Annotated in this window: 22 protein-coding genes; 8 read left to right on the top strand and 14 right to left on the bottom strand. The window is 34.8% G+C overall.

Features of this window, described 5'->3' with window-relative positions:
• Window positions 1–78 precede the first annotated feature (78 nt).
• The 8 genes from OZP11_RS20595 to OZP11_RS20560 all read right to left on the bottom strand — a co-directional run bounded on the left by OZP11_RS20595 (window position 79) and on the right by OZP11_RS20560 (window position 8646).
• Window positions 79–1158, bottom strand: a complete 1080-nt coding sequence (locus OZP11_RS20595; RefSeq protein WP_281232370.1) for an efflux RND transporter periplasmic adaptor subunit — start codon at window positions 1156–1158, stop codon at window positions 79–81.
• Between the two features lie 173 nt (window positions 1159–1331).
• Window positions 1332–1709, bottom strand: coding sequence for a hypothetical protein (locus OZP11_RS20590; protein WP_281232369.1), 378 nt, complete (start codon window positions 1707–1709; stop codon window positions 1332–1334).
• A gap of 187 nt (window positions 1710–1896) precedes the next feature.
• Window positions 1897–2301: a GNAT family N-acetyltransferase gene (locus OZP11_RS20585; protein WP_281232368.1), complete on the bottom strand. Its 405-nt coding sequence runs from the start codon at window positions 2299–2301 to the stop codon at window positions 1897–1899.
• Between the two features lie 107 nt (window positions 2302–2408).
• Window positions 2409–3026 (bottom strand): hypothetical protein, encoded by a 618-nt coding sequence (locus OZP11_RS20580; protein WP_281232367.1) that lies wholly within the window; start codon window positions 3024–3026, stop codon window positions 2409–2411.
• 199 nt (window positions 3027–3225) lie between these two features.
• Window positions 3226–4485, bottom strand: a complete 1260-nt coding sequence (locus OZP11_RS20575; RefSeq protein ID WP_281232366.1) for an alpha/beta hydrolase-fold protein — start codon at window positions 4483–4485, stop codon at window positions 3226–3228.
• 60 nt (window positions 4486–4545) lie between these two features.
• Window positions 4546–6417 (bottom strand): M1 family metallopeptidase, encoded by a 1872-nt coding sequence (locus OZP11_RS20570; protein WP_281232365.1) that lies wholly within the window; start codon window positions 6415–6417, stop codon window positions 4546–4548.
• Between the two features lie 261 nt (window positions 6418–6678).
• Complete coding sequence (locus tag OZP11_RS20565; RefSeq protein WP_281232364.1) at window positions 6679–8259, bottom strand: NADP-dependent glyceraldehyde-3-phosphate dehydrogenase; 1581 nt, start codon at window positions 8257–8259, stop codon at window positions 6679–6681.
• Window positions 8260–8334: 75 nt separating this feature from the next.
• Window positions 8335–8646, bottom strand: a complete 312-nt coding sequence (locus OZP11_RS20560; protein WP_281232363.1) for a rhodanese-like domain-containing protein — start codon at window positions 8644–8646, stop codon at window positions 8335–8337.
• A 407-nt stretch (window positions 8647–9053) separates the two neighbouring features.
• On the opposite strand from OZP11_RS20560, the gene OZP11_RS20555 reads away from it, so the two are divergent.
• Together OZP11_RS20555 and OZP11_RS20550 are read left to right on the top strand one after the other, a co-directional pair.
• On the top strand, window positions 9054–9695 hold the full coding sequence (locus OZP11_RS20555) for a Crp/Fnr family transcriptional regulator (RefSeq protein ID WP_281232362.1): 642 nt from the start codon (window positions 9054–9056) through the stop codon (window positions 9693–9695).
• Window positions 9696–10084: 389 nt separating this feature from the next.
• On the top strand, window positions 10085–10870 hold the full coding sequence (locus OZP11_RS20550; RefSeq protein ID WP_281232361.1) for a sulfite exporter TauE/SafE family protein: 786 nt from the start codon (window positions 10085–10087) through the stop codon (window positions 10868–10870).
• Between the two features lie 120 nt (window positions 10871–10990).
• On the opposite strand, the gene OZP11_RS20545 is transcribed toward OZP11_RS20550, so the two are convergent.
• The 6 genes from OZP11_RS20545 to OZP11_RS20520 all read right to left on the bottom strand — a co-directional run bounded on the left by OZP11_RS20545 (window position 10991) and on the right by OZP11_RS20520 (window position 17478).
• Entirely contained in the window at window positions 10991–12586 is a 1596-nt protein-coding gene (locus tag OZP11_RS20545; protein WP_281232360.1) for a DUF1444 family protein, read from the bottom strand.
• A 218-nt stretch (window positions 12587–12804) separates the two neighbouring features.
• Window positions 12805–13587, bottom strand: coding sequence for a DUF1444 family protein (locus OZP11_RS20540; RefSeq protein ID WP_281232359.1), 783 nt, complete (start codon window positions 13585–13587; stop codon window positions 12805–12807).
• Between the two features lie 184 nt (window positions 13588–13771).
• Complete coding sequence (locus OZP11_RS20535; RefSeq protein ID WP_281232358.1) at window positions 13772–14227, bottom strand: hypothetical protein; 456 nt, start codon at window positions 14225–14227, stop codon at window positions 13772–13774.
• 23 nt (window positions 14228–14250) lie between these two features.
• The gene (cydB, locus tag OZP11_RS20530) at window positions 14251–15327 is read right to left on the bottom strand and encodes a cytochrome d ubiquinol oxidase subunit II (protein WP_281232357.1); all 1077 of its coding nucleotides are present in this window, start codon (window positions 15325–15327) and stop codon (window positions 14251–14253) included.
• A 2-nt stretch (window positions 15328–15329) separates the two neighbouring features.
• Window positions 15330–16676, bottom strand: coding sequence for a cytochrome ubiquinol oxidase subunit I (locus tag OZP11_RS20525; protein WP_281232356.1), 1347 nt, complete (start codon window positions 16674–16676; stop codon window positions 15330–15332).
• A 211-nt stretch (window positions 16677–16887) separates the two neighbouring features.
• Window positions 16888–17478 carry an HD domain-containing protein gene (locus OZP11_RS20520; RefSeq protein ID WP_281232355.1) on the bottom strand — a complete coding sequence of 197 codons (591 nt, stop codon included), beginning with the start codon at window positions 17476–17478 and terminating at the stop codon, window positions 16888–16890.
• A gap of 260 nt (window positions 17479–17738) precedes the next feature.
• Here OZP11_RS20520 and OZP11_RS20515 point away from each other — a divergent pair, with 260 nt between their 5' ends.
• The 6 genes from OZP11_RS20515 (at window position 17739) to OZP11_RS20490 (ending at window position 23650) form a co-directional block, all read left to right on the top strand.
• Window positions 17739–19157 carry an MBL fold metallo-hydrolase gene (locus tag OZP11_RS20515; RefSeq protein WP_281232354.1) on the top strand — a complete coding sequence of 473 codons (1419 nt, stop codon included), beginning with the start codon at window positions 17739–17741 and terminating at the stop codon, window positions 19155–19157.
• Window positions 19158–19308: 151 nt separating this feature from the next.
• On the top strand, window positions 19309–19872 hold the full coding sequence (locus OZP11_RS20510; RefSeq protein ID WP_281235552.1) for a YeeE/YedE family protein: 564 nt from the start codon (window positions 19309–19311) through the stop codon (window positions 19870–19872).
• A gap of 10 nt (window positions 19873–19882) precedes the next feature.
• A complete protein-coding gene (locus OZP11_RS20505) occupies window positions 19883–20359 on the top strand; it encodes a DUF6691 family protein (protein ID WP_281232353.1) in 477 nt (158 codons plus the stop codon).
• Window positions 20360–20664: 305 nt separating this feature from the next.
• Window positions 20665–22242, top strand: a complete 1578-nt coding sequence (locus tag OZP11_RS20500; protein ID WP_281232352.1) for a glycerol-3-phosphate dehydrogenase/oxidase — start codon at window positions 20665–20667, stop codon at window positions 22240–22242.
• A gap of 310 nt (window positions 22243–22552) precedes the next feature.
• Complete coding sequence (locus tag OZP11_RS20495; RefSeq protein ID WP_281232351.1) at window positions 22553–23014, top strand: MarR family winged helix-turn-helix transcriptional regulator; 462 nt, start codon at window positions 22553–22555, stop codon at window positions 23012–23014.
• Window positions 23015–23017: 3 nt separating this feature from the next.
• Window positions 23018–23650, top strand: a complete 633-nt coding sequence (locus OZP11_RS20490) for an NAD(P)H-dependent oxidoreductase (RefSeq protein WP_281232350.1) — start codon at window positions 23018–23020, stop codon at window positions 23648–23650.
• Window positions 23651–23676: the final 26 nt, after the last annotated feature.

Below are 23676 nucleotides of genomic sequence, written 5' to 3'. Positions count from 1 at the left end.
TTTTTTAATGATTAATTGAAGTTAGAAAGTGTTTCAGGTTCAGCTCAACGTGAAACTTGAAACTTGAAACTAAAAAAACTATTCTGCCTTTAAGCGTAAATGATTCATAACTTCTTTAGGAGATTCAAATTCGAATTGAATTTTGTCGTTTTCTTTTACTTTCTGAACTCCTTCAAGTAAAATTCGGTCGTTTTCTGAAACACCGCTTTTAATCACATATAAATCAGGAATTTCACCAGTAATTGTAATTTCTCTTGAACTTACTTTGTTGTCCTTACCAACCACAAAAACATATTTTTTGTCCTGTATTTCGTAAGTCGCTTTCTGCGGAATTACCACTGCATTTTTAAGAGGCACAAGCATTTGAACCTGTCCTGTTTCACCGTTTCTTAATAATTTTCCTGAATTTGGGAATCGGGCTCTGAAGGCGATGTTTCCGGTTTCGTTGTTAAATTCACTTTCGATAACCTCAACATTTCCTTTTTCTTTAAAAGTTTGTCCATCGGCTAAAACCAATGCCACTTTATTATCGGCACGGTCTTTTACATTCGTTTCATACTGAAGATATTCAGGTTCCGAAACGTTGAAGTAAGCAAACATCTGGCTGTTGTCTGAAAGACTGGTCAGTAATTCGCCTTCGTCGATTAAACTTCCCAGTTTTAGTGGAATACGGTCGATAGTTCCGTCAAACGGAGCTCGGATTTCTGTAAATGATAAATGAAGTTTTGCCAGTGATACTTCGGCTTTTGCTGACTGCAGTTTTGCCTGCGCCACGCTTAATTCGTTTTTTGAAACGATATTTTTATCTGCCAGTAATTTGGCATTCTGCAATTCGATTTCTGCTGATTTTTGCTCCGCCTGCGCTTTCAGCAATTCTGCCTGATACATATTCGGCATAATTTTAAACAACAGCTGACCCGCTTTTACAAACTGGCCTTCATCAACATAAATATTCTGCAGGAAACCTTTTTCCTGAGCTCGCAGTTCGATATTTCGAACCGATTTTATTTGTGAAACATATTCTTTTGTGAATGAAGTGTCGATTCTAACGGGATTGGTAACCGTAAATTTTTCTACTTCTTCTTTTTCTTCTTTTTTAGATGTACAGCTCGTTAAGCACACCAAGGCAATAAAGCCTGCGAACATGATTTTTTTCATTGATTTAGTTTGGAAATTAAGCGATTGAATGCTTTGGAATAAAAATTCCTTTGGATGTTAAATGCACCGGTAAGCCTTGGTCAGATCTTAATTTTCATATATGCGGAAGCAGTAAGATATACAACAGCAGAATATGCAGAACGCAACTCAGGTAACCGATGTATACTTGTAAATCAAATTCTTAAAACGCGCTGCGTAATATAGATAGGATTTGAATGCCCAAAGAAAGGCGTAGAAATTTTTAGACGAGTGGAATCATTCGCTGCAGACTGATCTGAAAGTGCCAGATACAAAGTGTCTACCAAACTGTACGAAGCTGCAAAAAATTTGTTCGTAAGTGTATCAATATCATCACTGCCCAGAAGATCTTCTTCGATATCAAGATCGGCATCTTCAATAATTGAAGTTCCTTTGTCCTGATTGGTGAATTTTACTCTGTGTTTCTGTGCAAGATTATGATGATGAGAATCTAAAGTATTGGCATTTAAATATTGGCCTCCGCCCAGCAGAAGCAAATTCATGAATACCAGAAATACGATTATTTTTCTCATTTCGGTGCGAAAGTAGTAAAACTATCAAAACAAAAAAAGAATTTTTAACAAGGTTTAACAGTTATATAAAACGAAAACGTTTTCAGGGTTTTATTATATTAAACTCAGTGTTAAAACAATCATTATTTTAATCAAATTAAGAATATAAATACTTATAGAACAAAATATTATATAAAAAATTGAAGTTCTAGAGAATTATTTCCATAATTGTAAACTCCTGATTCTCTTTTACAAAGGTTTTAAAAGTATCTTTCATTCCAAATTTTTCATAGAAAGATTTCTTACTGCTTCTGGCATTGCACCAGACTTTTTCCAGGTTTTTTTCTTTGGCAGAGTGTAAGATATATTCTAAAAGAAAAGAAGCAATTCCTCTGCCCTGATGCGTTTCTAAAGTCGCGAGTTTTCTAAACTGCATTTCTTTGCCTTTGATAAAACAGGAAACAATCGAAACCAGTTTTCCATCTTCAAAAACGCCGTAATGCTGTCCGGAATTATCTTCTGCCAGCTGTACAAATTCAAAAGGCTGATCGGGCCACATTACATCATGTCTGATCTGCCAGGTATCGGATGCCTGAATTTCTTTTATTTCCATTTTATTTATCTTATCTGAAATGCAAAATTATAGGTTTTGAAAAACTTTATCCCAAAACCTTATCCATAAAAAAAGGAACCCAAATCCAGATTCCTTCTTTTTTTAACTTATAATGCTCTTGTGTAAAAAACTTCCTCGTTGCTTTGGCTTATTTTTTCGATTCCGTTTTCGTTTTGTTTAGCAATATTAATGGCTCGGAGTGTTTTGGCGTTTTCATCCAGAGTACAGTTCCAGATCATGCCATTTGATAAAATAATGGCCGAATACAGGGCATCAGATCTGTCGGCATTAAAATACACGATGTCTTCTGTCTTAACGAGTTTTTTCTCTTTGGTTTTACGATTCTGCTCATAAAACAATAGCTGCTTATCTGATACTTCTACAAGTTTATCAACCTGTTTGTTTTTAAATTCGTTATCGGCATTTACGGTCCAGCTTGGTTTGTCTCCAGTAAAGAGCCATGTTCCGTTTACTTTTGACAAAATATCTTTTCTCAATATTTCTTTTAAAGTATCTACTTTCTTTAAAGATTCCTGCCCGATTTCATTTTCGGGTTTAATTTTTGACGCTATCGAAAACTGGTCCAGCGCTTTAACAAAATCAGATTTTTTTAAATAGGAAACCGCCAGATCGTATTTGTTTTTTTGAAACTTGACTTTAGGGTCATCCTGTGCAATATTTCTTACTGATATAAGCAAGAAAATAAGAATTAAACAATTTCTCATTATTTTGGGGCGTTTTTTTGTGTTATATGCAAACTTAACAATTTTATATTATTAACCTTACGGTTTCCCGTAAAATATCAAAAAAACCGCCTATTTTAGACGGTTTATAGATAATTCAATTAAAATAATTTTGTCTTTTTAATGCTGTTTTTTTTAATTCGAAAATGCAATCAGGTTATCTTGGTATTTTAAGGTGCTTTTATTTTAAAAGTTTTTCCAGTTTTCCCTTTGTCTCAGGAAAGTTTTTATCTAATGTTAATGTTTTTTGATAATTGGCAATTGCATTTTTTTTATCACCGCTTGCTTCATAAAAATCGCCCAGGGAATCATACACATTTGGACTCTGCGGATAATTGCTGACATTGATTTTGAACAAATATCCGGCAAAATTCATATCTTTTTTAGACATTGACTGATACGCATAAACATTTACTGTATTTTCCGGCACGTGTACTTTATAGCCTAAATATTTCGAAACGTTGTCAAAATGCTTTTCGATTTTTGCAAAAACGTCTTTATTAAAATTCATCTGCTCTGTTATCGAAAGTTTCAGTTTATTGAATTTGAAGATAAATCGCAATGCATCATACGTGGCAGGAAACGGTACAGAACCGTGATCGTCTTCGTTATAATATTTATATTCGTAATTAAGATTGGTCGTTTTGTTTTGGCTTAAAAAATCATTCAGATTCAAAATTGATCGTATATGTCTGTTAAAAGCAGTCGTATCTTTTCTAACATTCACCAGATCCATATTTGCATCCATGGTATTTGCTGCTGCTAAAAACAAAGAAACATTCTCAAACTTTTTGGCCGCTAATTTTTTAGTTGTTTCTTTCAAAAATCGATCGTGATCCCACCACATACTAGGATCGATTGCCACATAGGAATTAAACAACGAAGTATGATTTGTTAAAATATTCATTACCGTTAACCCTCCAAAAGAATGCCCGATCAGGGTTCTGTAAGGCGCTGCGGGGTATTTACTGTCGATATACGGAATAAGTTCTTTTTCTAAAAATGCTGTAAATTTTTCGCCTCCGCCGGATTGTTCACTGAGATTTTTTGGCACAAACGGAAGATCAACATCAGAAGGTGAAGGCGTTAAATCACGATTGCGATTGGTATTTGGAATTCCTACTACTATCATTTCCGGCACAATCGTATTTCCGTTTACTTCACTAAGTTCTTCAATCATTCCCACAACCGAACTAAAATGACTGTCGCCGTCAAGCAAAAACACTACAGGATATTTTTGTTTGGCAAAACCGCTGTATTGTGCACTTTTAGGAAGATGAATCCATATTTTGCGGTCTTCATGCAGTATTTTTGAAGAAATACTGTCAATCGTTCCAATTTCTATTTTGTTTTTATTCTGGGCAGAGCCAAAGTTGCTCTGCATCATCAAAATAAAAACGAAAAACGTTTTGTTTATAATCTTCTGTAAGCGGATTGCCATAGATGTGTATTTTAGAAATGGATTGATAAAATTTTTCGAAATCGCCTGAAAAAAAAACTTTTATTTGGCTGCCCACGCATTATTTTCCGGTGTGGCATCCATAAATATGCCTCCGTCAAGCGTGACGTTTTTGATTGTTTTTTTAGAAGAAATCGTAACAGTTGTTCTCTTCTGATTTTTTTCCCAAACCGCAGGCGTTTTATGCAGCGTGTCAGTCGAATTATCATCGTAAACCACGATCACATCAAAAGGAATGGCAAAACCTCCTTTATTTTCAATTAAAACCGTGTTTTTTGAAACTTCTTTTACTGCAAGATCAATGTAATTGTTTGTAAAAAACCAGTTATTGAAAAACCAGTTCAGATTTTTCCCCGAACCTGTATTCATCGAATTGAAATAATCCCACGGAATTGGGTGTTTTCCGTTCCAGGTATCCATATAATAATGAAGCGTTTTTTTGAACAAATCATCGCCCAGCATATCTTTTAAAGCCAGATATGAAAGTGATGCTTTCCCGTAGGAGTTATTGCCGTATCCGGGTCCTGAAACCTGTGTTGACATTGAAATAATCGGCTGATCTTCTTCGGTAGATAAATCGTTTATGTAATGTTTAACTCTGAATTCCTTGTAGAAATCATCTGCGGCTTTTTTTCCGTGTTCGGCAATTCCAATTAAATATTCGAATGTTGTTGCCCAGCCTTCATCCATATACGCATAACGGGTTTCGTTTATTCCCATATAAAACGGAAAATAGGTATGTGCTACTTCATGATCCTGAACCAATTGCGCAAATTTTGGATCGCCCATCTGTGAGTCGTTGCACATCATTGGATATTCCATATCGGCAAAACCCTGAAAAGCTGTCATTTTAGAATACGGATACGGAATTCCGGGCCAGTTGTTTGAAAACCAATCCAAAGCAAACTGATTATTTTTAACCGAGTTTACAAAATCGGTTCCTTTAATATCATACGCAGCCTGAACACTTGCACGACGATTTGTTTTTTTATCGACCAAAACACTGCTTGCATCCCATAAATAATGATCGCTTAAACCAAAGCAGACATCCGGAATATTTTTGGCTTCAAATTTCCATGTATTCCATTCGTTTTGTTTGGTTACAACACCGCTTTTCATTTCCTGTTCGTTTGCTATGTGCAGAATTTCATCTGTTACATAAGATCTTTTAAGGCGCGCAGCAAATTCCGGCTGTAATACTTCATCCGGATTCAGGAAATCTCCTGTTGCGTAAACTACATAGTTTTTGGGTGCTTTAACCGAATATACATAATCATTAAAATCGTTGTAAAACTCCTGACGATCTGTGTGCGGTAATCTGTCCCAGCCGTTATAATCATCCAAAACCGAAACACGCGGATAGCTGTAGGCTACAAAAAAAGTAGATTCGTCTATCTGCCCTTCTCTGCCGCTTTCTTTAGACAAAGGATAGTTCCAGTCGATATTGATTGTAGTTTTAGAATGGGGTGCAATGGCCTTGTTTAGCTTTACATTTCCCACCGTTCCCCAGCTTCTGGCATCTTCTTTATAAGTTTCACCATTAATTTTAAGAGACGTAATGGTTAAGCCGCTGCTTAAAAAATCATCACTTACTACCCCGCTTCTTGGCGAAGATGGTTTATGAAGATTGTTTACAAAACGAATTACCAGATTTTCCAGTGTTTTATCGCTGTTGTTTTCGTAAATAATTGTTTCGGTTCCGCTTACTATTTTGGTTTTGGCATCTACCGTGATATCCATTGTATATTTACCATGATTCTGCCAATAGTTTTTGCCCGGTTTTCCGTCTGCCGATCGGGTTCCTTTGGCATAAGCCTCTTTAATATTTCTGGGCATATAAAGTTCCTGCGCAAAGCTTGTTTCGGCCAAAAACAAAAAAGCAGTTAAGGCGAAATGAAGTGAAAGTTTTTTCATAAGATGTTTTTTGGTTCTGGTAATTTTAATTGATAAGTATAAGACTGTCTTTACAAAACAATGTTACAAATCGTTATAAAATTATATTTTTTTAACAGAAAATCAAAAAGAGAAAAGCACCACGCAAAATTAACAACCTTTCAAAGTAAAGAAAAAACCTCAGAACCTCAGTCTCTTAGAGCCTCAGAACCTTTAAAAAAAGAAAAACCGTCTGATTCAGAAGAAAAAGACGGCCTCTACAATTAATATATAACCTTGATGCTACAAAATATAGTCGGTATTGATAAAATTCGACTCTTTGCTATTCAACAATTCCTGCAGTATTTCATTGTTGTAAGCAATATCTTTTGAAGCGACAAACGTACGGATTGAGAATGAACGTAAAGCATCCGGAATACTTAATGTTCCTACAGCAGAATCTTTACGTCCTGTAAAAGGGAACGCATCAGGTCCTCTCTGGCAAGAGCTGTTCAGGTTTACACGACACACAAGATTTACAAGTGCATCGATAAGCGGTGCAAGCGTTTTAATATCTTTGCCAAACAAACTTACCTGTTGTCCATAATTAGATTCTGCCATATCTTCTAGTGGTTCCTGAATATCTTTAAAAGAAATTACCGGAACTACAGGACCAAATTGTTCTTCGTGATACACACGCATTTTGCTGTTTACAGGATATAATACAGCAGGGAAAATATAATTTTCAGAATGTTTGCCTCCTTTTTCGTTCAGGATTTTAGCGCCTTTGCTTGTGGCATCGTCAATTAATCCCTGAATATAATTTGGTTTTTCGGTTTCAGGAAGCGGTGTTAACGCCACGCCTGCTTCCCAAGGGTTTCCAAATTTAAGAGAATCTACTTTTTCAGAGAATCTTTTATTAAACTCTTCGGCAATAGATTCATGAACGTATAATACTTTTAGGGCTGTACAACGCTGTCCGTTAAAAGATAATGTTCCGGTGATGCATTCCTGAATAGCCAAATCCAAATCGGCATCCGGAAGTATTATTGCCGGGTTTTTAGCTTCAAGACCTAAAATTAAACGTAATCTGTTTTTGTTTGGATGCTGATCCTGTAAAGCAATCGCAGATTTACTGTTACCAATTAAAGCCAGAACATCGATTTTTCCTGATTTCATGATTGGAGAAGCCACTTCGCGTCCTCTTCCGTACACGATATTGATAACCCCTTTCGGGAAACTGTTTCTAAATGCTTCCAATAATGGCGAAATGCATAATACACCATGTTTAGCCGGTTTAAAGATTACGGTATTCCCCATAATCAAAGCCGGAATCAACAATGAAAAAGTTTCGTTTAATGGATAGTTGTAAGGTCCAAGACACAATACAACTCCAAGAGGTCCGCGGCGAATCATGGCGTTTACTCCCTGTACTTTTTCAAAATGCGAACTGCGTCCGTTTAATTCTTTATAACTCGCAATTGTATCGTAAATGTATTCAACTGTTCTGTCAAATTCTTTTTGAGAATCGCCTAACGTTTTTCCAATTTCCCACATTAAGTATTTCACTACTTCTTCACGGGTTTCTTTCATTTGCGAAACGAAACTTTCCATGCATTTAATGCGGTCAGCTACTTTCATTGTAGGCCATAGTCCCTGTCCTTTATCATAAGCAGCATTAGCCGCTTCTACCACTTCGGCCGCTTCTTTTTCTCCCATAAAAGGAATTGAACCTAACAATGTCGGCGTATATTTTTCTGTCGAAGAAATAGTCGAAAAAACAGGTGTTGTTTGTCCTGTCCATTCTTTTAATTCTCCATTTACAAGGTAGGTATCTTGATTTATAAGGGTTTTAATTTCAAACTCTTCTGGTATTAAACTCATAATCTGGTAATTTGTTGGTTTATTAATAGCATTTATAATGAAAAAAGAGGCTTTTTTTCGCCTCTTCTTCTATTTTTATGGTTGTACGGTTTCGCCTTCCCAGTCTAGTATACCTCCAAGCAGATTGTAGGCATTATCTATACCTAACTCATTCATAATCTGACATGCTTTGGCACTTCTGGCACCAGAACGGCAATACACGTAATAATTTTTGTTTTTATCTAATTCTTCGATTTCGTAAATAAAAGCCTGACCTTTATTGATATCAATGTTTAAAGCATTTTCAATATAGCCGTCATTAAATTCGTCTTCAGTTCTTACATCAAGTATAACTGCATTTTCGTCAGCCTGTAACTGAGCAACCCAATCTTCTTGTGATAAATTCATAGTTAAATGTGTTTTTGTAAAATTACGACGTTTCTATTTATAAAAAACGTACCAAATGCGATTTCGATTATTATTCTCAGAAAACGTTTTAGAGAAAGGATTATAATCAGTGAAATACAAATTTAGTTACTATTTTTAAAATTATAGTCTGCAAAATCGATAGAAAATAGGATTTTTTCATTTGCATAAAATAATGCTTAAATCCTGTTTTCTGACAATTAATCCCGATTCATTCTAGTATCTTTGCAATCAATTGCGTTTTTTACTTTCTTTTTAATAAAAAAAGAGATCAAAAAAAACATGATTTACCAAATCCGGCCATTTAAGAAAAAGAAGAGGCATTACCACTAATGAAACTTAAAATCTTAATGGTTAAAACTTTAGTATCTTTTTTTAAATATACCCCCATGCAAAATTCATTAAAAGCCATCTTCCCGAGTTTCTCTACAGAACTCATTGCCACGATCGAAGAAAACGGAACGCATCAGGATTTCGAAGCCGGAACCATCTTAATGCGCACCGGACAGTACATTAAAAACACGGTTTTAATTACCAGAGGAAAAATCAAGATTTACCGTGAAGGCGAAGACGGAGGCGAATTTTTAATGTATTACCTGCAGCCGGGACAAGCCTGTGCCATTTCGATGATCTGCACGGCCAAAAGCGAAAAAAGCCAGATAATGGCAAAGGTGGTCGAAGATGTTTCGGTTATGATGATTCCGCTGCATTTAATGGACAAATGGATGATGGAACACAGATCGTGGTACGAATTTGTAATCGAAACCTACCGAAGCCGTTTTGAAGAGGTTCTGGAAGTGGTCGATAATATCGCTTTTCGTTCTATGGACGAACGTTTGGAGTTTTATTTAAAAAGACATTCTGATGCCTGCGGCTGTTCTGAAGTCAAACTTTCGCATCAGGAAATCGCAACAGAATTAAATACTTCGAGAGAAGTTGTTTCGAGATTACTCAAAAAAATGGAGCAGCGCGGTCTGGTAAAACTCAACCGAAACCAGATAGAATTATTAAACAAGAATTTCACTAATTAATACAGATTTTTTACTGCGAGGTTTTTTCGCCGCAAACCAAGCGATAGCAAAAGAGGGGAAGAAATTTACGAATTTTACTTTGCAAATAAATTTAAACACATAGAAACATAGATTTATAATTTTCTCAAAAAGAGGAGAGAATAAATATTTCATTATTTACAATAGCTATGTGCATTTATGTAAGTGAAACGTCTTTTATTCATTTTTCTATATCTATGTTTCTATGTGTTAAAATAATCCACGCATAAAATACTTAATCCTTATTCGCGACTTGCGTCGTCTGTTCGCTGTCACTCGGGTCGCGGCGAAAAAAACAAAAAAACTCCTCTGTGATAAATGTTACTGTGGGATTCTAATTTCTGAAGCACCTTTGCAGCAAAATAAATGCAATGGAATATTTAGGCTATTTTGCTTCAATCATAATTGGGATTTCGCTGGGATTAATTGGCGGAGGCGGCTCTATATTGACCATTCCAATTCTGGTGTATTTATTTAAAGTAAATCCGGATCAGGCAACTTCCTATTCCTTATTTATTGTGGGGCTTACCGCATTATTTGGCAGTTACAGCCATTATAAAATGGGGAATCTAAAATTAAAATCGGCATTGTATTTTGCTGTGCCTTCTGTAGTTTCGATTCTGATAATCCGCGAAGTTATTTTCCCTCAGATTGCTGCAACTCTTTTTTCTGTGGCATCTTACAAAGTTTCAAAAGATTTTTTAATCATGATCGTATTTTCGGTCTTAATGATAACGGCCGCTATATCAATGATCAGAAAAAACCAGCCCGAAGTTACAGGCTTCCAAACCAATTATGTACAACTTGGATTAATAGGTTTTCTGGTTGGAATCGTAACGGGATTTCTGGGCGCGGGAGGCGGATTTTTAATAATCCCTGCACTTTTGTTTTTCGCAAAACTGCCCATGAAACAAGCCGTTGGAACCTCATTATTAATCATTACCATAAATTCCTCTATAGGTTTTGGAGGCGATTTATACATTGGCACACCTATAAATTATACCTTTTTACTGGGCGTTTCCGGAATGGCACTCCTGGGAATGATAATAGGAAGCCGGCTTTCTAAAAAAATTGACGGAACAAAACTAAAACCGCTCTTTGGCTGGTTTGTTCTCGTAATGGGATTTTACATCATTACAAAAGAAGTTTTGTTCTAGCCTGAATAGTTTCACGCAATCTGCGTAGAGTTTTTAATTATTTTGAATTTAGTTTCACTTGTAGAGTAATCTTTGTCAAAGTTTATACTTTGACAAGGATGAAACTAAAAAAATCAGAACTTATTCAAAAACATGAAAAGCATGATTTCGATAAACAAATAATTTATCCGAAATAACAGGCTGCCATGCTTCTTGTTTCACTGTGCGTATATAATCATAAATCCTAAACAAATTAGCCTGATCATTGCTTCCCGTAACATATATCATCTTTGGATTCACGATTGTTACAACAGGATCTCCCATTACTTCTATAAGTTCACTTCCCCACATATCTACTAAAATCAAACTGGTAACATATTTCACATTCGAAGTTATTGAATGAAGGCCTTCGCCCTTAGAGAGACTTACATCCCAATCAGCAGTTAGATTTTGTATGGATATAGTTTTTAATTCCTCTTTTGAATAATTCAAATTAAGCATATCTGCTTCTCTTATAAAATACATTGAGTGATCTCTGTCGACTATATAAAAAACAAATAATTCTTCGTTGCAACTATCAAAAATAATTTTTTCAGATTCTGGCTCAGATTCTGAAAGCTTTTCTCTAAATCCTTTATTTCTGATTATTGGAAATATTTTTGAAGGATCGATAGAAACTCCTGCATGCATATGTGCATCATAAGTCACATTAAAATATGAATTTATAATACTCTCCAGCTTTTCAGGATGTTTTACATAATCATCATAACACTTATAATACTTATAATTAATTTTTTGGCCTCTATACTCCGTGACAATATGCAATCTGTCATGGTAAACAATTTTTACACCCTCAATTTTTTGAATAAGCTTTTTAATAATTATTTCGGCAAATTCATCCTGCGACAGAAATCCATCTGTATTACTGCTGTTTTCATCAAAAACTACAAAATTGTTGTAGTCATTTAATCTAAATAACTTATCTGTAATAAGTACATTACCTTCATTTTTCAAATCTTTTATAATTTCACGAAGTTTTAGTAGATTGCTCAAATCTTCACTTCCTGTAAGAAAAAATGTATTTCGAGTAGGAAGTGCGACAACAATATCTCCTGGAACAGAATAGTACTGTTGTCGAAGCAGTAAATTCAAAATTATTAAACTAGATTCAAATTCTCCACCGGCACTAATTTGAACAAGCCCGTTGGTGTTATGACTTATGATATCAGGTAAATTTGCAAGATTCTCTGATGCTTTGTTAAATAAATCAAGAGGCGTATAACCTAAATTTTTCAAATGACTTTTTTGAATAGGATATTTAGAATCTCCACGTTTTTCGAAAAAAATTACAAACAGTTCTTCATTAAGCTGATGATAAACGACATTCTCAAGTTCTACATCTTCTATAATATTCTCTTTTACAAATTCCTTAGTTTCAATAACTGGATAGATCTTTTCAATATCTACTTTAAGAAATTTTATATGCTCAAAAAAATCAGATTTTATAATTTCAAGTATTTCATCTGTTGAATCAGGGTTATCTAAATACTTTGAATACTCATTAGGATAACTAAATACATAGTTATTATTTTCATAATCTAAAGACAAGCTATATTTAGATGCGTAAGAAACTTTTAGACCTTTCACATGTTTAGGCAATTTTTCCTTAATCATTTCAAGAAACTCTTCTTGTGTCAGCCTTTCGTCTTTATTTTTCTTTTTCTTTTTAAAAAACATACATGAAATTTTAAAAACCGTTTACTCTTTATCAATTGTCTTCTGTTGAAACTGAAGTTAACCAAATATATATAAAAAAAGGTTTTAGCCAAACTTTAAGTTTTGGCTAAAATTCAAACAAAAAACCTCCAGTTAAAACTGGAGGCAATTGATTTATATGTCTTGTCCTAAAAAAAAATTAATTAGAAATATCTGAAATAGTATAAAAATTACTTTTTTCATAGAATTTCAAATTTGCCATTTCTCATTTCAAAAATCTTATCTGAAACAAGATGATCTCCGGTTTCATTCATTTTCTCAATCAAATCATAAAGCTGATGCAGGTTTTTAGAATCCCTGCTTCCTGTAACATACAGTAAATCTCTGGCAGGAATTCCAACAACAAAATCACCGTTTACAGGAAAATTTTCTTCATGCCAAATATTCAACAATATCAAACTTGACTCATAATTCCCTCCGGCGGTTATCATATAAAATCCATTTTCTCCGTGACGCTCTAGTTTTAAATGATTTTGAAGATTTTCAACAGCCTTTTCTCTTAAACTTTCTAAAGGAAAATCTACTGCTGCTAAATCTTCTTTTGAAATATACTGAATTGAATATTCCTTATCTTCTGCGTAAAAAACCACAAGTTCCTCATTATAAAACTCATAAATATGTTTCGTTTCAAATTCTGGTTTTAATTCCTTTAAATTATTAAAGAATCTCATGTCTTTAACAACTGGAAAAACATTTTCAATATTAACGGCCTCTTTGGGTTTAAATGCTTCAGATGCAGACTGTAAATATTTCTCCATTGTTTCTTTAATCAGCTTTGAATCCATCAAATATTCCGAATAAGCATTATTTAAAAAATACTGATGCTCAACACCGTTCAATTGAGTTTTCACATGTAATTCTTCAATTGAAATGATTTTTAGATCGTTTACTTTTTTAATTAATTTCTTGGCAAATTTTACAGCAAATTCTGTTTCTGTCAGCAATCTCTTTTTGAAAAACATAGATAGAAATATTTAAGCAGTTTTATTTTTTTTCAATTGCCTCCGGCTTTAGCTGGAGGTAAACAAATCTATACAAAAAAAGGCTTTAGCCAAAAATTATAAAATTTAGCTAAAGCCCTAATTCATATCTACAAAAAACCTCCAGTTAAAACTGGAGGCAATTGATTTTTATACTTTTGATATTCTAAATTTCAATTATTCTTGTCTTATTATTTTCAAAATATTTTATTATTTCCAAATAATTATCCTCATTCTTTTGATGTACTTCTTCAATTTGTCCGGGGTAAAAATCAATCCATCTGTTTAATTCACTGTAAATTCTTTGCCCTTCTAATAAAGTTAGAATTCTCCTGCTGACTGAAGGAATAAAAACTTTTTCAATTTCAAAACGATTTTCATCAGCCAAACTAATAATCAATTTTAAATCTTCTAAACTATGACAAACATTTCCAATTAGAACGTCTCTATTTAAGACTTTTATTTCTTCAACTAAATATTTGAGTTTAAGTTGATATTCATCCACAAACATATCATAATTATATTTTTCAATTATTTTGTCAATATTAGCTTTGTAAAAACCGGAAAAACCATCAAAAACTTTATCGTTTACATCTAAATTAATCGTCAAAAATACATTCATTGCTATTTATTTAATTTAGAACTTTAGTGTTCCCCATACCCAATATCATCCATTTTTCCGCTAAAAACGCGATACTGAATAATAAAATAAACTATCACAAGAAACAAAGCGATAAAAAACCAGCTCAAGCCGGCATTTAATCCGTATTCGTGAGCGGCGGTATTGTAAATCGTCAACGACGGGTTTACTTTATTGGTTGAAGGCAGCACATTCGGGAAAATAGAAACGGCTGTCGAAGCAAATCCACCCACCAGAAACAAGGTCGAAAACAAAAATCCATGACCGTCTTTTTTGAAAGAACGGACTTTAAATAATCCGGCAATCCCAGCAAAAGTCAACAAAGGAAAAAACCAAAGAATTGGATTTTCTACAAAATTATGAAATGGTTTCGGCTCGATAAAATGCCAAATTCCCAATGAAATAAAGACCAAAATCAGCAAAACAAAATTCAGTTTAAAAACTACATTTTTCAATTTCGGGTTTAAAGCCGAATTGGTTTTATAAATAATCCAGTTCGCTCCGTGAATCGTAAGCGCGACAACACTCACAATACCAAGAAAAAGCGTAAACCAGTCGATAATTCCCAGTTCATCTGCCTGCGGACTAAAAGTGGGATTCCATAAAGGCAGGAAGAAATAATGCGCTTCCTGTGTAGAAACGCCGTTTTGTACCATTCCGAGATTGACACCGCGAACAATATTTCCTAAAGCAATTCCGAAGAAAAGCGCCAAAAGCAGACTCGCAATCCCGAAAGCTTTGTCCCAGATACTTTCCCACATGTGATTGTGAATCTGTCCACGCATTTCGAGTCCGATGGCGCGGAAAATCAAAAGCCACAAAATCATAATCAGAGGCAGATAAAAACCGCTGAAAGAGGAAGCATATAAAGTTGGAAAAGCAAAAAACAAAACTCCTCCTGCCGCAATCAGCCAGACTTCATTGGCATCCCAAAACGGACCAATTGAGTTTGTAATTGCTTTTTTATCTTTTTCTGTATCGGCAAAAAATAAATGAATAATTCCTGCACCAAAATCATAACCGTCTAAAACCAGATAAACAGCCAGGATTCCCATTAAAACTACGTACCAAAAAAATTCCATACTTATATTTTTTCTGTTGAAAGATCCACATTATGCGGTCCTTTATTGATAATTTTTCCAACCAAAAGCAAAAACAGCATTCCCAGTAAAAGGTACAAACCAATAAAACCAAGTAATGTAAACAAGGTATTTCCTGATGAAACCGTTGGCGAAGCACCTGCAGAAGTTCGTAATAAATTATAAACTAACCAGGGCTGTCTTCCTAATTCGGCCGTGTACCAGCCTGTTGTATTGGCAATGTAAGGAAACGGCATCATGAACATCAAAGACCATAAAATCCATTTGGTTTGAAACAATTTTCCTCTGATAAGCTGAAAAAGCGCAATCACCATCAGACCTATAAAAACAGTTCCGAGTCCTACCATAATATGATACGCATAATACAATCCGGAAATATTAGTTGGGTGAAGATCTTCTTCGAACTGGTCTAAACCTTTAATTTCCTGATCCCAGTTTCCGTAAGTAAGAAAACTCAGGATGTTGGGAACGGCAATTTTATTGTCCAGTTTTTTGTCTTTTACATCGGGCTGGCCTATTAAGACAATTTCAGAACCTCTTTTTTCGGTATGAAAAATTCCTTCCATCGCAGCAAAAGTTACGGGCTGGTATTTTACAACATTTTTCGCCAGTAAATCTCCCGTTGGAACAGCTACAATAACGCTCGAAATCAATCCGAAGATAACGCCTGTTTTTAGGAACAATTTCCCAAAACCAACATTTTTATTACTTAAAATATAGAAAGCGCCAATTCCCGCCACAACAAACGAACTGGTTACCAAAGAAGCAGCCTGATTATGAAGATAAGAAGGCCAAAGCCACGGATTAAGGAATAGAGCCTGAAAATTATTCAGTACAAATTTTCCGTTTTCTAAGATTTCGTAACCAACAGGATTCTGCATCCAGGAATGTGTGGCGATAATTAGGTAACCACTTGCCCAGGAACCTATACAGATTAATAATCCGGTTACAAAGTGTAATTTATGTCCAAGAAGTTTTTCTCCAAATAAAAATAAACCAAGAAAAGAAGATTCGAGAAAGAAAGAAAACATTCCTTCCATTGCGAGTGTCTGGCCGATGATTCCTCCGGTTAATTCGGAGAATTTTGCCCAGTTGGTTCCAAACTGAAATTCCATTGGGATTCCCGTAACCACACCCATTGCAAAATTGAGGGCAAAAATCTTCATCCAGAAATGTGTGGCGTGGTTGTATTGTTCGTCTTTGGTTTTGAGATATTTCCACTTGAAGTACACAATGATGAGCGAAAGACCCATTGTAAGCTGTGGAAAAAGATAATGAAAAGTAATGGTGAATGCGAACTGCATTCGGTCATAAAAGAGCATTTCTTCCATAAGTGGTAATTTGTTTATGAAGTTCCACAAATTTAACCATTACAACCCGAATTGCCTCTTAAAACAAAAGTTTCTTTTTAAAATTTTAAACCATATAAGTTATATAAGTTCATTCTTCCTACAAGGTTTCTAAAACCTTGCGGGAGCAAATCTGACAAGATTAAAAAAAACAAAAAATTATATTTACTTATATAACTTATATGGTTTAAAACTATTTCTCTAAAATCCCTTTTTCTACACTTTCATTGATCAAACCTTCAGCGTAATTCCATATCGATTTTGAACCTTCTTTTATGACACTTTTCTTTTCGTAGACTTTATCATATTTCACCCCAAATTCTTTCCAGGTACCGCCGTTGTTCGAAGTATTTTGTAATAAAGGTTCTAATCTGTCCATTGATTTTGCAAATTTGGCTTCGCTGGTTTCTCCGGCTTCAAATTCTTCCCAGATTGAAATCATTTCCTCTGCTTGTTTTTTTGGTAATAAACCGAAGATTCGATTTGCGGCAATTCTTTCTTCATCGGTATTGCAGTGATTTTTTGCTGTATCATAAATAAAAACATCACCTGCATCTATTTCTACAATATCATGAATCAGAACCATTTTTACGACTTTCAAAACATCAATCGGTTCATTCGAATGTTCTGCCAGAACAATGGCCATTAAAGCCAAATGCCAGCTGTGTTCGGCATCATTTTCGCATCTGTCGCTGTTAAAGAGTTTGGTTTTGCGCTGAATGTATTTTACTTTATCAATTTCTTTTATAAAAGCAATCTGATTCAATAAATCTTCTGTATTCATGGTGATGTTTTTTAGGAAAATGCAAAATTACAAAGATTTTTTTCTACCATATAAATGATATAAGTAATTACCAGCAGAAGTTCTTCATATTGTCTAAATTAAAGTAAATATAAGCAGACCCGAATCTAAGTGAACTTATATTACTTATATGGATAAACTACCATTTTTTTTACACAAAAACCTAATTTCTGTAACATTAGTCACCTATTTTTTTAAAAAACAAAGTTACCTTTGTATCCCATTATTTTACAATACCTATCATGAAAATAGAACAAATTTACACCGGATGCCTTGCTCAGGGTGCATATTATATCACTTCAAATGGCGAAGCGGCCATTATTGATCCGCTTAGAGAAATTCAGCCTTATCTGGATCGTTTAGAACGCGATCAGGTAAAACTGAAATATATTTTTGAAACGCATTTCCATGCCGATTTCGTTTCGGGCCATGTTGACTTAAGCAAAGAAACCGGAGCACCAATTATTTATGGTCCCAATGCCTCCTGCGAATTTGACTGCATTTCTGCAAAAGACGGGCAGGAATTCAAAATTGGAAAAGTAACTATTAAAGTACTGCACACTCCGGGACATACTATGGAAAGTGCCACTTTTTTATTAATTGATGAAAACGGAAAAGATCACGCCATTTTCTCCGGAGATACTTTATTTATTGGCGATGTCGGAAGACCGGATCTGGCTCAAAAAGCTTCCGGAATGACTCAGGATCAACTCGCGGGAATTTTATTTCATTCCTTAAGAGATAAGATCATGACACTTGCCGATGACGTAATCGTTTATCCCGCTCACGGGGCAGGAAGTGCCTGCGGAAAAAACATGAGTAAAGAAACCGTTTCGACTATTGGGAATCAAAAAGCTACTAATTATGCTTTGCGTGCCAATATGACCGAAGAAGAATTCATCAAAGAAGTTACTGATGGTTTACTGCCTCCTCCAGCCTATTTCAGCATGAACGTTGCCATGAACAAACAAGGGTACGAAAGTTTTGAAACGGTTTTGCACAACGGCATGAAAGCTATAAAAGCAGAAGAATTTGAAGCGGTAGCCGAAGAAACCGGAGCTTTGATTCTTGACACCAGAAAAAGCGGTGATTTCTATAAAGCTTTTATTCCGCAGTCGATTAATATTGGAATCAACGGCGATTTCGCTCCTTGGGTCGGGACTTTAATCGGGGATGTAAAACAGCCTATCATACTGGTAACTGAAGCTGGTCTTGAAGAAGAAACTGTAACGCGTTTAAGCCGTGTAGGTTTCGACACGATCATCGGACATTTGGAAGGTGGTTTCGAAGCGTGGGAAAAAGCTGGTTTTGAAACAGATTCTGTTAACCGAATTTCGGCTGAACAATTTGCAAATGATGTAAATATTAAAGAGGATAAAATAATCGACATTCGTAAAGAATCAGAATACGAAGCAGAACATATTGAAGATGCTTACAGTAAACCTCTGGCTTACATTAATGACTGGGTAAAAGACATTAACCCAAATGAACATTTTTATTTACATTGCGCAGGAGGTTACAGAAGTATGATTGCCGCTTCTATCCTTCAGGCAAGAGGTTTCAGAAATTTCTCTGAGGTTGAAGGCGGTTTTGGAGCGATTTCAAAAACGAATATTCCAAAATCAGATTTTGTTTGCCAAAGTAAAGTTCTGAAAGCATAAATATAAATTTCACCATTAAGACATTAAGTTAATTAAGTGTTTGTGCTTAATGAAACTTTTCAAAGAAGGTTAAGAAAAATTAAGCTTTCGAACTTAATTAACTTAATGTCTTAATGGTAAAAACCCAAAACACTTAATTTTAATTATGAGTATATTAGAAATCATTAAAGAACCTTGGCCTTGGTACGTTGCAGGTCCGTTAATTGGATTAACTGTTCCTATTTTATTAATTATTGGGAATAAATCTTTCGGGATTAGTTCTTCGTTGCGTCATATTTGTGCGGCTTGTATTCCTGCGAATATTTCGTTTTTTAAATACGACTGGAAAAAAGAAAGCTGGAATTTATTCTTCGTTTTAGGAATATTTCTTGGCGGATTCATAGCTGCATCTTTCTTATCAAATCCAAATCCGGTAGAAATTGCGCCTGAACTCTCAGATAAATTAGCCACTTACGGAATCACAGATCATAGTGGTTTAGTTCCTGCACAATTATTTTCCTGGGAAAGTTTATTAACGCTTCGCGGATTTATTATGATTGTTATAGGCGGCTTTCTGGTTGGTTTTGGAACCCGTTATGCAGGAGGCTGTACGAGCGGGCACGCGATTATGGGATTATCAAATTTACAGTGGCCTTCGTTAGTTGCTACCATCTGTTTTATGATTGGCGGTTTTGTCATGGCACTTTTGATTTTACCTTATATTCTTTCACTTTAAAATTTTAAAAATGAGTTTAGAAAATAAAAATATTGACGGCGAAGGAATCAACGCAAGCGAGAAAAAAGAAACTGCATTTGGAAAACTGAAATATTTAATCGTGGGTATCTTTTTCGGAATTGTATTCGTAAAAGCCGAAATTATCAGCTGGTTCCGTATTCAGGAAATGTTCAACCTTGAATCATTTCACATGTATGGTGTGATTGGATGCGCTGTAGCTGTTGGATTACTATCAGTGCAATTGATAAAAAAATTAAACATTAAAACTCTGGATGGCGAAAAAATCGAAATTCAGCCAAAGACTTTCAACAAAGGACAAATCTATGGCGGGTTATTATTCGGATTCGGATGGGCAATTACCGGAGCATGTCCGGGACCGCTTTTCGCTCAGATTGGTACCGGAGCAACTGTAATTGTTGTGACGTTAGTAAGTGCGATTGCGGGAACCTGGTTTTATGGCTTGATTAAAGATAAACTTCCTCATTAAAAGAATTTGTTTCAAAGTTTTGCTTGTTTCAAGTTTCTGGTTGATTTAACCGCAAAGCACACAAAGACATACGCAAAGTTCGCAAAGTTTTAATTACAAAGCTTTGCGAACTTTGCGTTTTATAAAAGTCTTATTTATAAAAAACCTTGCGTGCTTTGCGGTTAAATATGTTCAATGTCAATCAACCTGAAACTTGAAACTTGAAACAAAATTAAACCACATTTCTTTTCTTCACCAATTTTTAATTTCATTTCATTAAGTTTGCTTTTAACAGCACTTCCGCAAAATAAATACTAAAAGCCAGCATGAATCGCTCTGAACAGTTATCTAAACTACAAAATACCGAAAAATGGGATGTAATAATAATTGGCGGAGGAGCAAGCGGACTCGGAACAGCTGTTGATGCTGCAAGCCGCGGTTATAAAACAGTTTTATTTGAAGCCGTAGATTTTGCCAAAGGAACTTCAAGCAGAAGTACCAAATTAGTTCATGGCGGCGTACGTTATTTAGAGCAGGGAAATGTACACTTGGTAAGAGAAGCCTTAAAAGAAAGAGGATTACTAGCTCAAAATGCCGGGCACTTAGTTAAAAATCAATCTTTTGTTATTCCTAATTATAATTGGTTCAGCAGTTTTATTTATACTATCGGATTAAAAGTTTACGATTTATTATCCGGTTTTCTGAGTTTGGGAAGTTCTAAATATCTTTCAAAAAAGAAAACGATCGAAATGCTTCCAAATGTCGAAGAAAGCGGATTGGTAAATGGTGTTATTTATCATGATGGTCAATTTGACGATTCTCGTTTAGCTATAAATCTGGCTCAGACTGCTGTAGAAAAAGATGCCTGTGTTTTAAATTATGTAAAGGTTGTCAATTTATTAAAAGACGATAGAAATCAAATTATCGGCGTTCATGCCATCGATCAGGAAACTGGGACGATTCACGATATTAAAGGTACTGTTGTAATAAATGCAACAGGAGTTTTTACAAACGCCATTATGAAATTAAACGATAAAGTTTATAAAAAATATATCGTTCCTAGTCAGGGAATACATTTGGTTTTTGATAAATCCTTTCTTCCGGGCGAACATGCTTTAATGATTCCGAAAACAAAAGACGGAAGAGTTTTATTTGCCGTTCCATGGCATAATCGCGTTGTTGTAGGAACTACTGATACTTTAATTAAAAAACAAAGTTTAGAACCTATTGCATTAGAAAGCGAAATTCAATTCGTTTTAGAAACAGCACAGCGATTCCTGGCAAAAAAGCCGACAAGAGCCGATGTCCTATCGGTTTTTGCAGGATTGCGTCCCTTAGCTGCGCCGAAAGAAGAAGGAAAAAGTACCAAAGAAGTTTCAAGAAGTCATAAAATTATTGTTTCAGAAACTGGCTTAATCACAATCACGGGAGGAAAATGGACAACGTACAGAAAAATGGCTGAAGAAATAATTGACAAAGCCATCTCGAAAGGAAAACTTCTTCATAAACCTTGTATTACAGAACATTTAGCTATTCACGGAAATAAACCAACTACTTCTACTGACAGAGAAAATCACCTGTATATATATGGTTCTGATATTCCGAAAATACTCGAATTGCAGGAAAACGAACCTGAATTAAAAGAAAAACTGCACCCTGATCATGAATTTACAATGGCCGAAGTAGTTTGGGCGGTTCGTAATGAAATGGCCAGAACTGTCGATGATATTTTAGCAAGACGCGTCCGATTATTATTTTTGGATGCCAGAGCAGCAGTTGAAGCTTCTGAAAAAACAGCCAGAGTAATTGCAAAAGAATTGGGACACGATGAAAATTGGATTACTAAGGAAATTGCAGATTATAAAGCGATTTCTAAAGGATTTTTTCTTTCAGAATTCAGATAAATTCTCCTAATCAGCTCAAAAACAGCATAAATATCAAGTTCTATCCTATTCGTGCTCAAAAATTTATCTTACAAAAACACAACTTCAAATTAAAAGCGCAAAATAAAAACCTTCCAGATTAACTTTAAGTTAAATATCAAAATATCAGATATTTAAAACCAAAAATACGCTAATTTTAATCTTCGTAAAAGCAATACTTTTATAATGCTATAAATGTCAATTCATGTATTAACAAAAAATTAACAAAACATTTGTATATACAAATATTAAAAGTTATACATTTGTATATACAAATTATACACTTACGACTATGACAATTGAAGAAGTTATTAAGAGTACAGTTAAGATGGATAATGCGAAAAAAGTTATTCTGAATATCATGTACACACAAAATGTGATTCAGGATCATTTCAACGAGTTAATAAAACCGTATGATTTATCCGGAGAGCAATATAATGTGCTGCGTATATTAAGAGGACAAAAAGGAAATCCTGCTAATATGTGTGTCATACAAGAACGTATGCTGGCTAAAACGAGCAATACTACCCGATTAGTAGACAAATTATTATTGAAAGAATTCGTAACGAGAAATGTCTGTCCGGACAACCGTCGAAAAATTGAAGTTTTAATTACACAAAAAGGGCTGGATGTTTTAAAAGAATTAGATCCGAAAATTGATGCGCACGAACGCAGATTTGCCGAGAATATAAGCCCGGAAGAATTAGAATTATTAAATAAATTATTAGAAAAATACCGAACTCAAAAAAATTAAGCTATGAGCACATTTTTAGAAAGTCAGAATTGGAGATATGCAACAAAAAGATTTGATGCAACAAAAAAAATCTCTGATGCAGATTTAAACACTTTAAAAGAAGCAGTTAGATTAAGTGCTTCTTCTTACGGATTACAACCCTACAAAGTAGTTATTGTTGAAAATCCGGAATTAAGAGAGCAATTAAAAGCTGTTGCCTGGGGACAAACTCAAATTACAGATGCTTCTCACCTGTTCATTTTTGCAAATGATGTAAATCTGGACGCTGGTTCTGTAGACAAATATATCGCTAATATCAGTGAAACAAGAGGCGTTCCTGCAGAAGCTCTTGGCGGATTCAGCGACATGATGAAAGGTCAGATTGCAAGTCTTGCGGCTGATGCAAAAAATACATGGACGGCAAAACAAACTTATATTGCTTTAGGAAACTTATTAGGAGCTGCTGCTGAATTAAAAATCGATGCTACACCAATGGAAGGTTTCAATGCAGCAAGTTTCAACGAAATCTTAGGTTTCGATAAATTAGGCTTAAATGCTGCAGTTATTGCAACTGTAGGATACAGACATGATGAGGACGACGCTCAGCATTACAAAAAAGTTAGAAAATCTCAAGAAGAATTATTTATCACTCTATAATTATTATTAATCAAAATTATTTTTTT

Source organism: Flavobacterium gelatinilyticum, from assembly GCF_027111295.1.
Lineage (GTDB): Bacteria > Bacteroidota > Bacteroidia > Flavobacteriales > Flavobacteriaceae > Flavobacterium > Flavobacterium gelatinilyticum.
This window is presented reverse-complemented; position numbering and strand designations above follow the sequence as displayed.

Coding starts and splice junctions, on each gene's coding strand:
- OZP11_RS20565 (WP_281232364.1), bottom strand. CDS start 8,259: ATGAGTTTAATACCAGAAGAGTTTGAAATTAAAACCCTTATAAATCAA.
- OZP11_RS20495 (WP_281232351.1), top strand. CDS start 22,553: ATGACAATTGAAGAAGTTATTAAGAGTACAGTTAAGATGGATAATGCG.
- OZP11_RS20535 (WP_281232358.1), bottom strand. CDS start 14,227: ATGAATGTATTTTTGACGATTAATTTAGATGTAAACGATAAAGTTTTT.
- cydB (WP_281232357.1), bottom strand. CDS start 15,327: ATGGAATTTTTTTGGTACGTAGTTTTAATGGGAATCCTGGCTGTTTAT.
- OZP11_RS20585 (WP_281232368.1), bottom strand. CDS start 2,301: ATGGAAATAAAAGAAATTCAGGCATCCGATACCTGGCAGATCAGACAT.
- OZP11_RS20490 (WP_281232350.1), top strand. CDS start 23,018: ATGAGCACATTTTTAGAAAGTCAGAATTGGAGATATGCAACAAAAAGA.
- OZP11_RS20590 (WP_281232369.1), bottom strand. CDS start 1,709: ATGAGAAAAATAATCGTATTTCTGGTATTCATGAATTTGCTTCTGCTG.
- OZP11_RS20515 (WP_281232354.1), top strand. CDS start 17,739: ATGAAAATAGAACAAATTTACACCGGATGCCTTGCTCAGGGTGCATAT.
- OZP11_RS20570 (WP_281232365.1), bottom strand. CDS start 6,417: ATGAAAAAACTTTCACTTCATTTCGCCTTAACTGCTTTTTTGTTTTTG.
- OZP11_RS20560 (WP_281232363.1), bottom strand. CDS start 8,646: ATGAATTTATCACAAGAAGATTGGGTTGCTCAGTTACAGGCTGACGAA.
- OZP11_RS20555 (WP_281232362.1), top strand. CDS start 9,054: ATGCAAAATTCATTAAAAGCCATCTTCCCGAGTTTCTCTACAGAACTC.
- OZP11_RS20595 (WP_281232370.1), bottom strand. CDS start 1,158: ATGAAAAAAATCATGTTCGCAGGCTTTATTGCCTTGGTGTGCTTAACG.
- OZP11_RS20575 (WP_281232366.1), bottom strand. CDS start 4,485: ATGGCAATCCGCTTACAGAAGATTATAAACAAAACGTTTTTCGTTTTT.
- OZP11_RS20580 (WP_281232367.1), bottom strand. CDS start 3,026: ATGAGAAATTGTTTAATTCTTATTTTCTTGCTTATATCAGTAAGAAAT.
- OZP11_RS20550 (WP_281232361.1), top strand. CDS start 10,085: ATGGAATATTTAGGCTATTTTGCTTCAATCATAATTGGGATTTCGCTG.
- OZP11_RS20525 (WP_281232356.1), bottom strand. CDS start 16,676: ATGGAAGAAATGCTCTTTTATGACCGAATGCAGTTCGCATTCACCATT.
- OZP11_RS20505 (WP_281232353.1), top strand. CDS start 19,883: ATGAGTTTAGAAAATAAAAATATTGACGGCGAAGGAATCAACGCAAGC.
- OZP11_RS20500 (WP_281232352.1), top strand. CDS start 20,665: ATGAATCGCTCTGAACAGTTATCTAAACTACAAAATACCGAAAAATGG.
- OZP11_RS20545 (WP_281232360.1), bottom strand. CDS start 12,586: ATGTTTTTTAAAAAGAAAAAGAAAAATAAAGACGAAAGGCTGACACAA.
- OZP11_RS20540 (WP_281232359.1), bottom strand. CDS start 13,587: ATGTTTTTCAAAAAGAGATTGCTGACAGAAACAGAATTTGCTGTAAAA.
- OZP11_RS20520 (WP_281232355.1), bottom strand. CDS start 17,478: ATGAATACAGAAGATTTATTGAATCAGATTGCTTTTATAAAAGAAATT.